This window comes from Anaerocolumna sp. MB42-C2, from assembly GCF_030913705.1.
Taxonomy (GTDB): Bacteria; Bacillota; Clostridia; order Lachnospirales; family Lachnospiraceae; genus Anaerocolumna.
Genome location: NZ_CP133190.1, coordinates 2,427,729 through 2,441,948 on the forward strand (window position 1 = coordinate 2,427,729; position 14,220 = coordinate 2,441,948).

Consider the following 14,220-nt stretch of genomic DNA (forward strand, 5'->3'; position numbering starts at 1 on the left):
AGCGTAAAGAAATTTTGAATTATGAAAGGTTATTAAAACAAATGAAAACAAATGATATGCTTCGTGGCAGTGCAGGGAAATCTTTATTTTTATTTGCGCTTCCCATGATTATAGGAAACCTGTTCCAGCAATTTTATACTATGGTTGATGCTGTTATTGTCGGGCGTTTTGTCGGAGAAGATGCACTGGCAGCCGTTGGCGCTTCCTATGCTCTTACAACTGTATTTATTTCCATCGCAATCGGGGGTGGCGTGGGTGCTTCGGTCCTGACAAGCCAGTACCTTGGCGGAAAAGATTACACTAAAATGAAAACCTCTATCTTTACCGCACTTTTTACTTTTCTGGCAATCAGTCTTTTCTTAGGGTTATTCGGTGTCCTCTTAAGTTCTTCCATTATGCAGTGGTTGAATACGCCGGTAAATATCTTAGGACAGGCCTCATTATATTTGCGGATCTATTTCTTTGGTTTACCCTTTTTATTTATGTATAATGTGCTGGCTTCCATATTCAATTCCCTTGGGAAATCACAAATACCACTCTATTTATTAATATTTTCATCTATATTAAATGTATTTTTAGATCTTATTTTTGTTATTAATTTTAATATGGGTGTAGCAGGTGTAGCATGGGCCACCCTATTAGCCCAGGGAGTTTCTGCGGTCATATCCTTTTCTTTATTGCTAAAACATTTAAATATCTATTCGGACAAAGGAACTATTAAAAAATACGATCTCTCTGCTTTGGGAAAAATGTTTAAAATAGCAGTTCCCTCGATCCTCCAGCAGTCCATCGTATCCATTGGTATGATGTTAGTTCAGTCTGTAGTAAATGGTTTTGGTTCCGAGGTTCTGGCCGGTTACTCTGCTGCAATGCGGATTGAAAGTATTGCTGTCGTCCCCCTTGCAGCCATGGGAAATGCCGTATCCACCTTTACCGCACAAAATATAGGTGCCAATCAGAAGGACCGCGTTAAAAAAGGATATCAAAACGGATATATTATTGTTGCCGCCTTTGCCTTAATAATCTGTGTGACGTTGGAATTATTCCATACCCCAATCATATCAGCTTTCTTAAATAAAGAAAGCAGCACTCTGGCTTTACAGACAGGTACTGCTTATCTAAAATTTATGGGATTTTTCTTTATAATGATTGGCCTTAAAATGATAACGGACGGTTTGCTTCGAGGTGCCGGTGATATGAAAGTATTTACCATTGCTAATCTTGTGAACTTATCAATCCGTGTTTTTGTGGCATTTAAATTTGCCCCTGTCTGGGGAGTAGCCGCCGTATGGTATGCGGTTCCTATGGGTTGGACCGCCAATTACCTATTATCTTTCAGCAGATATTTGACCGGGAGATGGAAAAACATAAAGTTAAAGTAATTAAAAATATTTATATATCAAACGACGAAATCAAAGATAAGATAAATTACTACTTTTGAAAAACAACGTTATTTTCTTTTATTCATATGTTAATAACAGAAATTTAGAATTTACAAATTCTGGATAGCGATGTATGATTTATATATTGCATATAAATATTTAGTATTTCTATGAGTATACCTGATGGAGGTAATTCACATGACTGATGAAATAATAAGAGATGAAGCGGGTTATTTAGCAAAAGTACAAAAAGCGATACATGAAAAACTAGATGAAATTGAAGTTTCAATGGATAAAAATAAGCAGTTAGTCATCAATCAGAAAAAATATTTATGGGGAAATATTTATGAAATGGATTTGCAGGAAATAGCCTCAAACAGGGAAGACATCTCCCGTGATATTGATGATCAAAATTCTATGTTTAAAACGAAACGTTTATTAGAAAAACTACTTGATAATACTTATTTCGGAAGAATTGACTTCGTATATGAAGGTGAATCGGACGAAAATGCCGAGAAAATATATATCGGTTTAGGAGGTTTTTCACCTAAGTCAAGTATTGGACAACTTGTGTATGACTGGCGGGCACCTATTTCCAGTTTATATTACGACTATGAAAAAGGACCGGCCTCCTATGAAGCTCCTGCTGGAGATATTGCCGGCAAAATCATTTTAAAAAGGCAATTTAAGATACGTAAAGGAATTATGGAGTATGCTTTTGATGGCAGTATTAAGATTGATGATGACATATTACAGCGGGAATTATCACAAAACGGAAGTGTGAAGATGAGAAATATTGTATCTACCATACAAAGAGAACAAAATTTAATTGTACGTGATAAAGATACCAAGATTATGGTGGTACAAGGAGTTGCCGGTTCCGGGAAAACATCAATCGCACTTCACAGAATTGCTTATTTATTATATAAAAACAGGAAAAATATTAATTCAAGCAATATTATTATCATATCACCTAATGCAGTTTTCTCAGATTATATCTCAAACATTTTACCAGAACTGGGAGAGGAAAATATCTGTGAAATGAAATTTGATGAATTGGCACACAAAGAATTAAAAGGATTAGGAACTCTCGAGGGGTAAATACACACAGACTGAATATATTATTATGGTTAACAAACCAGATGATATACGAATTCAAAGAATAAATCTTAAAAATACTTCCGTATATACAAAAGAAATTATAAGCTATATCGATGTATTGGAGCGAAAGATAATATCTTATAAAGATTTAGTTTTTCATGATATTATCTATGAAAAAGAAGTCATACAATCTTTATATGAAAACCGATTTCACACAAAACCAATATTTGAGAGGCTTAAAATGATAAGCGACTACATTGCGGATAGATACGAAACAGATTTTAATGTATCAGTCAGTAAAAAGAACAGACAACAAATATATGATAGTCTATTGGAAATGCTTAATTTTACAGATGTTGTAGCACTTTATCAAAATTTTGTTGATTATTTGTCAAACAAATATGATATTCTTAAGGGTGACAAAATTGATACATGTGAAATTCTATATGAAGATATCTATCCAATCGTATTGATTAAGATATTACTATTTGGAACACATGGATTTCAAAATATAAAACATGTGATTATTGATGAAATGCAAGATTATAATGCTACACAATACGAAATACTGAATCGAATATTTGATTGTAATATGACTATCTTAGGTGATATTCAACAAGTTATATATAAAACAAATGATGATGTAATTGAAAAACTAAAAGATATGTTCCAGGACAGAGTTAAATTAATAAAAATGATGAAAAGTTACAGGTCAACTTTGGAAATAAGTGAATTTTGTAAAAATATCTGTAATGCCACGGAAATGGAACCTTTTGACCGGCATGGAAAAGAACCATTAATCGTAAAGTGCAACGGATACAATAACATGGTTTTAGGCATAGAAAAAACCATTAATAAAGTTGATCCAAAAAGTTATTCAACAGTGGCTGTAATATGCAAATCCAAAAAATCAGCTCAGAAATTCTATAATAGTATCAGGAATAAGGACGATTACTATTTGATGAACGACGAAAATACAGAATTTAGGGAAGGTAAAATAATCACAAATGCATTTCTTGCTAAGGGACTTGAGTTTGACATGGTTATTATACCAGAAGTTACAATAACAAATTATAAAACTGATATCGACAGGCAGATCTTGTACGTGGCATGTACGCGGGCATTGCATGAATTATATTTATATTATTATGATGAAGTAAGTGAGTTCATTCAAAAGTACCCTGTGAAAATACCTTAAAATTCCCCAAAATAAAATCTCGGATATGCTGTAAAAGCTGAATACTTGCCTTAACAGCATTTCCGGGATTTTAAATTTATTATTCCAGACTAGCTTTGTTTATTACAGATACTCCGGTATCTACATAATCAGCTCCGGTGTCTTCTCCTGCTAAAGCTTTTGCTGCTTCTTTCATTCCCTCATACCCCATAACATCAGGGTTCTGAGCCATTGCACAAAGAATATAGCCGCCTTTGATCAGTTCAAGGATTGTATCGGATTTATCAAAGCCTACACCAATGATCGTATCCCCTGATTCCTGAATTGCATTACCGATACCAACACTTGATCCTTCATTCGCCCCAAATAATCCAACACAGCCGGAGGTAATATAGTTAGCCGCGATATCTTTGGATTTGGCCGCATCCCCTTCTCCGTATTGGGTTTCCAGTAACTCATAAGCCTTACCGTCAAACGCGGAACGGAATCCTTTTTCACGGGCTACACAGGAGGCGGTAGCTGCATTTACATTGACAATACCTATCTTACCGGCTGTTTTACCGGCTGCCTGTAAGCCTTTTAACATCTCTTCACCTGCTGTTTTACCGGCTGCTTCATTATCGGTTGCCAGAGTTTGGATTGCAGGATAATCTGCTGCAGAGTCAACATAGATAATTTTAACTCCGGAGGCTTCTGCTTCTTTTAAGGCTGAAGTTACTGCATCAGGACCATTCGCTGCAAGAAGGATAGCGTCTGCTCCGCCTGCAACCGCATTATTGATACATTCGATTTGTTTTGCATCATCTTTTACATCAGGAGCCAGCCACTCATAATCAATATTACCAAGTTCCTCTACCGCTTTCTTACATCCTGCGTCAACATTAACCCAGTGCTGATCCATCTGATCCATGGTGATTAAGTATACTTTAAACTTTTCTCCGGTTGAAGCTGCCGTTGCTTCTCCCTTATTGTCCGTACCTGAGCTGGTTACCGCCTGATTTTTAGAACACCCCGCTGCCAATACCAGACATAACCCCAGAATAATTGCCAATACCTTTCTCTTCATAAAAGAAACCTCCCTTAATTATTTTATATTTAAGTAAAAGCGAAACTACTATATGTTCTATATGCCATACTATTGATACAATTTCAGAGCAAAGCTTGCTCTTAGGTCAATTAAAGCCAGAAGCAAATATCAGCTGTATGGTACTTTCGGAAAAACCATATCGTTTCGCAAATTACCTAATATCTATATCTAATCTTTCGCTTTAACATCTGTAACTTATATTCAATATGTAACCTAATTTACTTTTTTCTTTCTCGGTTTACCGGTACGTACTACAACGTCTAATAATACGGATACCACCACAATAATACCAATGGTAATATTCCGGATTGCAACCGGTGCACCGGCAAATTGAAGTCCGTTCTGTAGGACACCCCATATAGATGCACCTATCACGGTCCCAAGGAGAATTCCCTGTCCTCCCAGTGTACTAACACCTCCGATTACAGATGCCGCCACCGCATATAATTCATAACTGTTACCGGCATCCATGGTACCCATCCCGGTTGTCGCACAGATCATAAGCCCCACCGTACAGGCACAGAGCGCACTGACTAAATACGCTTTCATTGTTGTAGAATGTACGTTAACACCGGAAAGCCTGGCTGCATCCAGATTACTTCCAACTGCATAGATATGTCGTCCCGATCTCGTTTTGCTTAAGATAAAATCAAAAATCACCCATAATACGGCAGCAATCCAGATTGCATTATATAATCCTAACGTTTTACCATAATAGAAAAAATTACGAAATGTTTCTGCACCCTCTCCAATGGAATTAGTATTATAATTGTTATTAACTATCTGTGCGATTCCCCGTGCAATTGTCATTGTACCAAGGGTAGCAATAAAAGGCGGCAGCTTACACTTTGAAACCAATTCACCATTTAATACTCCAACCGCAAGACAGCTTATAATGTTAATCAATACAGAAACCCATGGGTTCAGACCCTTAGTCATCAGTGTTGCCGATATCATACAGCTCATCCCCACGACAGAACCGATGGACAGATCAATATTGCCTGTAATAAGTACATAAGACTGTCCAATCCCTATAATCAGGATAGGCGCTATCTGTCTGAGCAGATTCGCTACATTCTTCCCCGAAAAAAATATAGGATTAACTATACCAAAAACAATACATAAAACGATAAGACCAATTGTAACGGTAATTACCTGGCCCATCCCCCTAACAGCCAGGATTCTTCTAAGCACATTCTGTTTTTCTGCTTTATCCATGTTAAATTCTCCTTTATAAGCTATTATGATTTCAGCTCTGTCTTTTTATCAAAACTGGTCGCTAACTTCAGAATCTTATCCTGAGTGGCTTCCTCTGTTTTTAATTCACCAGTTATCTTACCGTCACACATAACAATAATACGATCGCTGATTCCCATTATTTCAGGCATTTCTGAAGAAACAAACAGAACTCCGATTCCCTGTTTTTTTAAATCATTCATTAAATTATAAATCTCTATTTTTGCAGCTACATCAATCCCTCTCGTTGGTTCGTCAAAGATGACTACCCTTGATCTTCTTCTAAGCCATTTGCCGACTACAACTTTCTGTTGATTTCCGCCGGACAGACTTCCTGCATCCACATCTGAATTAGGCAGTTTTATTTTTAAATCTTTTATGGCTTTATCTGCCATCTCATTTTCTTTTCTACGGTTCACAACTCCGGTTTTACCGCAAAGGATATCCAGATTTGGTAATGCAATATTATCCCGGATACTGAGTTTGGTACACAGACCATCTTTTTTCCTGTCTTCAGGAACCAATACAATACCGTTTTTGATTGCATCCATGGGTTTTTCTATTTTCACCGGTTTCCCGTCCAGAATGATTTCACCGTTCTCTTTCTGATCCACTCCGAATACAGCTCTTGTAGTTTCCGTTCTTCCAGCTCCCATAAGTCCGGCGATTCCTACAATTTCTCCCGCATATAATTTAAAATTAATATTTCTTACCATACGGCCGGCATTCAGTTTTCTTACCTCCATGATCTCTCCGCCTAAATCACAGGTGACTCTCGGAAACTTTTCTTTAATCTCACGTCCGGCCATACAAGATATTATCTCTGACAAGGAGGTATCTTTATAATTCATGCTTTTAATAAACTGTCCGTCCCGTAATATGATTACACGGTCCACAATATTTTCCAGTTCTTCCAACCTGTGTGATATGTATACAATACCGCAGCCTTCCTTTTTCAGCTTATGGATTATGGTAAATAATTCTTCAATCTCTTTGGAAGTCAGAGCTGAGGTTGGTTCATCCATAATAAGTATTTTTGCATTACAAGACAGTGCTTTTGCAATCTCTACCATCTGCTGCTTCGAAACAGCCAGATCTCCCACAATGGTTTCAGGATGGATATCAATATTTAAGCTGGTCAATATTTTTTCTGCTTCTTCATTCATTTTCTTAACTGAGAGCATTCCATATCTGGTAATCTCACGGCCCAAAAAGATATTTTGTGCAACAGTTAAATGTGCACACATATTAAGTTCCTGGTGTATAATGGCAATCCCCAATTCCTGTGCCTTTTTCGTATTCATCTCCTCAATAGTTTGACCAAATACTTTTATTGTACCGCCATCTTTTAAATATACACCGCTTAATATTTTCATTAAGGTTGATTTGCCTGCACCATTCTCACCAAGTAATGCCAGTACCTCACCTGACATTAAATTAAAGGAAACATCATTTAAGGCCATTACACCCGGAAAGCTTTTTGATACATGTTCTATTTCAACAATATATTGATTCATAAATACACCCAGTCTTTCTGTTTCTTATATTTGCAGCAGTCTTTCTTTTTCTATATTTTTATTTTCGCCGTTTTGAGTAATCATCAGCCGTAAATAGAACCTAAAATAAGTATATCACCCCTATTCTTTTGTAACAGGGGTGATTCCTTGGATTAATGGGGATATTCTTTTGTTTTTAATTTGGATCATACCATGGTTTTTATGGAACCGAATTCTTCCTTGGAATACTCTTTCACTACGGCACCTTTCTCTATTACTAAAAGCCGATCCGCAACCGTTAAAGTATCCGATATATTAACTGCTAATATAATAACGGTAATTCCTTTTCTTTTTAGTTCCCGGATTAAATCTGCAATGTGTTTCCGAAGATACATATCCGCTCCCGAAAAAGGCTGCAGACAGAATACTATACCCGGATTGTATAAGTGAATACGGTAATAAACCAGGTTATAAAGGGATGTTAACTCTAATTTCGATAAATCTTTCGCATAAACATCGTCTCCCAAAATACTTTTATATTCACGTATGATACTCTTTTTAATCTTTCTCCTCATAATATTAATATCTAACTTTTTATCTACCAGAAAAGTGAGGTTATCAATATAACTAAGGCTATAAAAAAGCATTTTTTGGGTGGCATTTTCGGGAATGACTGATATTCCATTCTGTAAGGCTTTCTTAGATATACTTTTCGTGTAATTCTGATTGTTATATAAAATCTGTCCATATCTGGGGGGCTGCTCTCCGTTCATAAGTTCTAATAAATCCTTGAATATGGTATTATTCATATCAAAAAGTACGGTACAATCACCCTTTTTAATTGAGAAAGACATGTTATTTAAATCAGCCGTAAACACATTTTCGAATTTCAGGATTCCCTTTTCACTGTTTCCCGGGATTTTTGGTTTTGTATCATAAAAGGAGATGGTATAAACATGGATCAGGTCACTCTTCTTTTCCATCTCGTCCAATATCTTAATAACCGAACCATCTTTCATCAACGCTGCTCTATCGCAGATAGAAAAGATTTCTTCATGATGGCTTCCTATAATCATAAAAGTATATCCCTTACCTGAATAGTAATGAATTAAACGGTATAACTGATTTAAATCCACTACACTTAAGACATTACTGATATCACTGATAATAATTAAATTCGAACCGGTAATAACCGCCTTTAATAATTCTACAACACACTGTTCAAAGGGATTTAGATTGGCGACCAGTTCACCCGGATCTATTTGAATCTCCATTTCTTTTAAGAAACGGTTAACCTGTCCTCTTAACACCTTGTTATTTATGATGTACTTTTTAAAACTTCTGCGAAGAACAAAAATATTATCGGAAACAGTCAAGTCCTGAATCAGTTTGCTTTTCTGGTCAATGACATATACCCTGTTCATATTGTTCGTGCTGTGTTCATAATAGTTTACCAATTCATTATTCATATAAATCCGCCCATAATCAATGGGACTATTCTGGCACAACAGCTGTACAAGTTCTGTTTTCCCCTGCCTGTCGATCGGAATTAGTCCCATAATTTCACCTTTATAAATCTGCAGATTAATATTGTCCAGGTATGTAACACCGTCACAGACCTTTGTTACATTCTCCATTCGAAGTATTTCTTCTCTCATACTGACTCCCCTTGCAGAGACTTATGCTGAATATCTGCCTGCAGTTCATTCTTTCACCTTTGGCAATGTTATGATTACATCCGTTCCAACCCCTACGGTACTGTAAATATAAATACCATACTGATCACCAAATAATAATTTAATACGGTTATTAACATTAACAATGGCTATTCCGCCCTGCCTACCTTTTAGCCCTGTTACATCATCAAGACTGGCAGAACGAAGCTGTTTATTTAATAAATCCAGCTGTCCCTTTTCTATCCCAAGCCCATCATCCGATATCAAAATCAGAAGACGGTCCGGTGTAGTCTGAATCTTTATCCGCAGATTTCCAATTCCTATCTTTCTCTCTATTCCGTGATAAATGGAATTTTCTACGATCGGCTGCAAAGTCAGTTTAGGCAGACGAAGTATTAGTACCTCTTTTTCATCTTCTTCCGCATACTCTACATTAACTTTTAACCGGTCTCCAAACCGGTACTGCTGAATGATATAATAATTCTGTATATTGGTCAGCTCATCTTCTAACGTAACCAGGTGATCCACATTGGATATGGTATATCGAAAGAATGTAGCAAGCGCTTCCGTCATATCTGCTACTCCGTCCATTCCCGCACATAACGCCTCACTTCTGATTCCCTCCAGTGTATTATATAAAAAATGAGGATTAATCTGGTTTTGTAATGCCAGGTATTCTGCCTGCTTTTTAGACAGGTTAAACAGTTCCTTGGTATCTAACATATCTTTCAGGCGCCCTGTGGCCGCTTCCATCTGTTTGCTTAATGGGCATCGCAGATCGAAAATGCCCTGTAATATTAATCCCTTTGAAAATAGGTCCAGTGCTTTGCTTGTCTCCTTATATGGCTTATACACCCATTGATACCCTAAATAAAATAGTAGAATATAAAAACAAAAACCAAATGCAACAAACAATCCATACTTTTTCTCTTTCATGACAGCTATTGTAAAAATCACAAGTGTAAGTAATGCCAAAAATGACATCAGGCAAAATAATACCAGACTTCGAAAGGAAAGATACCTGTTCTTTTGTTTCATACCAGCTCCCATTCCACTAGGAATATAATTTACGGTATTCATTTGGTTTTAGATTGGTATATTTCGTAAAAATCTTGCTGAAATGCTTTAAATCGCTGTAGCCAACCTGTTCACAGATTACCGCAATACTATGGTTCGTTTCTTTTAAAAGTTCCTTTGCTTTATTGATCCTTACCTCCGATAGATATTCTAAAAAAGTATAACCTGTCTCCTTTTTAAATAAAGAGCTAAAATAAGTTGCATTAAATCCCACTGTATAACTTACCTCGTCCAAAGTGATTGGTTTCATGTAATTGCTTTGCATATATTGTTTTGCCTCTCTGATTGGTTTTGTATCCATCAATTTCTTATCTTCAATGACTTTCTCTAAACAGGCAATTATCAGATCTGTGAGATATTGGTATAAAGAATTTACGGATCCCATATCATCGGCGTTTACATTAAATTCATCAATAAAGTTTTCTCCGGTTAATATGGGTAATTTATTATTTCGCATGGAAAATAAAAATATATTACACACTTCTTTTGCCATCTGAAGGATCTCATGTCCACTGGTTTCCGTACGGCTTTTTAATCCCTCCCTTAAAACCCGGATAGATGCTTTCACACCCTCTTTATCCAATCTTTCCAGTGCAGCATTCATATCACGATTGAATTCATAAAACAACTGACTCTCAGCTAAATCAGTAGATATAATAACTTCTCCCTCAATTACACGGTTATTTCCTGTAACAAGCCGCTGTTCATAGGCCCAGACTGCGGATTTATAAGAATCCTGTATCAAACTAATATCTTCTTCTGCTATTCCGAGACCAATTGTTACTTCCAGGTTTACAAAAATTTCTTTCTGTAACTGCAGTTCATCCAATAAAACCTTGCATTGGCGGCGAATCTGTTTTTTATTTTCGGTCTTATAGTTAAGCAGACAAAAGCAAATATTATTAACAAAATAACTTTCAAGGTCAATGCAATAATCAACAAAGTAATTACGAATGATCTTCATGATTTTTTCTTCCAGAAAGGTAACATTACTGGAATAGGAACGTTCTATCCCATCTAATTTTACTGTTATTATCTGAAACAAACCCTCCTTAAGATGGTACCCGTATTCTTCATTAACAGCATCTACCGTAGTGTCTTTCATCCGCTTCTGAAACAATACTCCGCTGAATAAACCCAGCCTTAATTTTTTTATATTGTTTTTCATACTAAGTCTCAGCTGCTCTTCTTTCGACAATAATTCTACCCGTTCCAGATATTCGTTAGACATCTTGGTTAATGCAGCCGTCAGTTCATCTTTCTTGATCGGTTTTAATAGATAATCCGAAACCCCATATTTAATTGCTTTCTGTGCATATTCAAACTGTTGATATCCACTGATAATGATAAATTGAGTGGATTCATTATATTCCTTGACTTTAGAAATAAACTCAAGCCCATCATATCCCGGCATTCTGATATCCGTGATCACGATATCCGGATTATGCAGCTGTATTAGCTCAAAGGCCTCCACACCATTATGTGCAATTGCTTCTACCCGCATTCGAAGTGAATCCCAGTCAATCAGTTTATAGATCAGCTGACATATTTTATCTTCATCATCGGCAATGATTACTTTCAGCATATACTCTCCTATCCAAGAATTTATTGCAGCTTTTTAAGAAGAAACCCTGCCGAAAGCAGCCTGAGTCTCTACCGGGCTTGAACGTCTTTCGGTGTCCGGAAGTCTTCTCTCTAAGGCAGCGAAGGAAATCTCTATATCCTCGTGTACTTCATCGGCAGAAAAAGCACCGACGGTGACCATATCCATATCACGGAGGGTATTCCATACAAAATTAAACCCGACAAACGGTGTTACTCGGCCGGCAGCCATAGGTTTGATGGTCATTACCGGCTTTTTGGCATTATGTATGATTCGGGCAACGGTTTCCACCTCGACCTGCATAAGAAAACCCATACAGTTATATATTTGGATGTAGGTTTCCACATCATAACCGTTGTCATCCGAATAGGTAATTAATTCCGGCATATGCGCAGAAAGCCCCGGTACCATCCCGGCATCCCGTATCATTTTGGTATAGTCGGAAAGCCTGTCTATAACACCTTTATTCTTATTTACCAGCTGTTCAACACTTGAATGATGGATGAGGCATATTTTAGATCCCCTTTTCCCGCAAGCCTTAATAACCTCTTCTGCTTCTCTTCGGCCCTCCGGTGTATCATTCACATTAATACAGGGAGTGTCAATCCTAATAATCGGTTTCCCTGTTTTCTGTTCCACATCCTTTACCCCATCTTCCAGGGTCTGGCTTAACCCGAATGGTGCCATAATCGTGTCAACGCCATATTCCAAATAAGCTTCCAGAATGGGATACATCTTCTCCTTTGTATCATAACAGCTTGTAATCATCTTATCCGCAGCTGCACCGGTATGGCTCCAGCCAAGTAACCAGTTCGTTCCCATTATCATCCTTGATAATGAAATTCCTGCTACCTCAGTTCTCGGAAATAGATTGCACATAAAAAATACCTCCTTTATTATTATGAAACATTACTAAATTGAGATACGACTTAATGTAGTAACCCCATTTCTACTACGGCCGATACCCTATAATGGATGTATTAGCCGTAAATATTTTAGGCTCAACATATCGGATTGCTATTGTCGAATAATCTCCTCTTACATCGCCGGAGAAAACGATTGTACCGAAATTGATGTCCTCAGAAATAAGTTCTTCCAGCCTGTTACCAAATGCAGCATTATCCGGAGTCGATTTAAGCGTTGTAGTGACCAGAGAAATAACAGGACAGACTTCTTCTATAAAGTATTTCGGTGAACTGTGTTTATGACCATGATGTGCTATTTTTAAAATGTCACTTCTAAGATAAAACGAATTATAAAGAAGTAGATCATTTAAACCGCTTTGACCCATATCACCTAAAAATAAAACCGACTTATCACTATAGATTACTTTGAAAATAAGGGAATCATTATTTATATTCCCAGCCATAGCTTTTGCCGATACCCCCGCTTTCAGATAGGAGTCAAATCGGTTGAGCCACCAGATTTGAACCGTATCATCAAGACTTAGATGACTGTTTAAATTAGTTTTATACGGAAAGATCCATAATCCGGTACCGGCATCAAATAATTCTTCTGCTTTGGCAGCTAAAGTACCCGGATCCGGTAAAACCTCTAAATCAAATTCTTCTTCATAACGATTTAGATATCTTAAAATACCATTAATAAACTTAACATAATTTTTATACCGGTCTTTTGGGATTATATCTAATTGCGCTGCTGTATATTTTCTTGCATAGATATGTTCTATGGTTTGTGCGGTTAAACTCCGTTTTATAGAATTCATGTAATCAATAATTGACAGATATGCCCCCATATGATCACTGTCAAAATGTGTAATCGTCAAAGCCTTTAAACGGGTAACCTGCCTTTTTATCAATAGACCTATGATATCTTCTGCATTTATAGAATTACCGGTATCTACAAGCATAAAATCGGTATTCTTCCAAAGCAAAAAAGAATCCGCATTACCAATACGGCATATATCTATATAGAAAGTACCTGGACAAAAATCTAAAGTTTCTTCTGGTGAATTAAAAATACCGGACTGTTGTAATGGCATATTTGATTCAGATTCCTCTGTTTTTTATCCTCCAATATATTTCACTGATGTTAAAAAAGTTCCATCCCTGTCATGATAATGATAATCTTCCTTAAGTGAGTCATGCGTTTCCTGCCTGTCGGGCTTTTTATTTCATAGGGAAGTTCGGAGAACACTCCTATGAAATAAAAAACTTGCCCATCGGCAAGTAGTGATTACAGCGTTTACAAAACGGACTATAAGTTGAGTATACAATTAACAGCTAATAAAATCAAGAAAATTTTTCCAATTATGCACAAAGTGATTGGGTTTTCATATTCTCTTAAAAAATTAATAAAACAGAGTTCCCTATTTATTATTTAATCAATCTCAAATATTAATAGGGAACTCTGTTTTACTAAATT

11 protein-coding genes are annotated in these 14,220 nt (G+C 36.6%); 3 read left to right on the forward strand and 8 right to left on the reverse strand.

The features are described from left to right. Positions 1 to 41 precede the first annotated feature (41 nt). The 3 genes from RBU59_RS10690 to RBU59_RS10700 all read left to right on the forward strand — a co-directional run bounded on the left by RBU59_RS10690 (position 42) and on the right by RBU59_RS10700 (position 3,681). Positions 42 to 1,382: an MATE family efflux transporter gene (locus RBU59_RS10690; protein ID WP_308147855.1), complete on the forward strand. Its 1,341-nt coding sequence runs from the start codon at positions 42 to 44 to the stop codon at positions 1,380 to 1,382. A gap of 198 nt (positions 1,383 to 1,580) precedes the next feature. Continuing rightward, entirely contained in the window at positions 1,581 to 2,483 is a 903-nt protein-coding gene (locus RBU59_RS10695; protein WP_308147856.1) for a UvrD-helicase domain-containing protein, read from the forward strand. Between the two features lie 25 nt (positions 2,484 to 2,508). Further along, positions 2,509 to 3,681 (forward strand): ATP-binding domain-containing protein, encoded by a 1,173-nt coding sequence (locus tag RBU59_RS10700; protein ID WP_308147857.1) that lies wholly within the window; start codon positions 2,509 to 2,511, stop codon positions 3,679 to 3,681. Positions 3,682 to 3,760: 79 nt separating this feature from the next. On the opposite strand, the gene RBU59_RS10705 is transcribed toward RBU59_RS10700, so the two are convergent. From RBU59_RS10705 to RBU59_RS10740, 8 genes are all read right to left on the reverse strand, one after another. After that, entirely contained in the window at positions 3,761 to 4,726 is a 966-nt protein-coding gene (locus RBU59_RS10705; protein WP_308147858.1) for an ABC transporter substrate-binding protein, read from the reverse strand. Positions 4,727 to 4,960: 234 nt separating this feature from the next. After that, positions 4,961 to 5,965, reverse strand: a complete 1,005-nt coding sequence (locus RBU59_RS10710) for an ABC transporter permease (protein WP_308147859.1) — start codon at positions 5,963 to 5,965, stop codon at positions 4,961 to 4,963. A gap of 23 nt (positions 5,966 to 5,988) precedes the next feature. Next, entirely contained in the window at positions 5,989 to 7,500 is a 1,512-nt protein-coding gene (locus RBU59_RS10715) for a sugar ABC transporter ATP-binding protein (protein WP_308147860.1), read from the reverse strand. 185 nt (positions 7,501 to 7,685) lie between these two features. Next, entirely contained in the window at positions 7,686 to 9,137 is a 1,452-nt protein-coding gene (locus RBU59_RS10720; RefSeq protein ID WP_308147861.1) for an ATP-binding cassette domain-containing protein, read from the reverse strand. 45 nt (positions 9,138 to 9,182) lie between these two features. Then, a complete protein-coding gene (locus RBU59_RS10725; RefSeq protein WP_308147862.1) occupies positions 9,183 to 10,193 on the reverse strand; it encodes a sensor histidine kinase in 1,011 nt (336 codons plus the stop codon). A 16-nt stretch (positions 10,194 to 10,209) separates the two neighbouring features. Further along, positions 10,210 to 11,817 carry a response regulator transcription factor gene (locus RBU59_RS10730; RefSeq protein ID WP_308147863.1) on the reverse strand — a complete coding sequence of 536 codons (1,608 nt, stop codon included), beginning with the start codon at positions 11,815 to 11,817 and terminating at the stop codon, positions 10,210 to 10,212. Between the two features lie 33 nt (positions 11,818 to 11,850). Beyond that, entirely contained in the window at positions 11,851 to 12,714 is an 864-nt protein-coding gene (locus RBU59_RS10735; RefSeq protein WP_308147864.1) for a hypothetical protein, read from the reverse strand. A 73-nt stretch (positions 12,715 to 12,787) separates the two neighbouring features. Next, positions 12,788 to 13,837, reverse strand: coding sequence for a ComEC/Rec2 family competence protein (locus RBU59_RS10740; protein WP_308147865.1), 1,050 nt, complete (start codon positions 13,835 to 13,837; stop codon positions 12,788 to 12,790). Positions 13,838 to 14,220 lie beyond the last annotated feature (383 nt).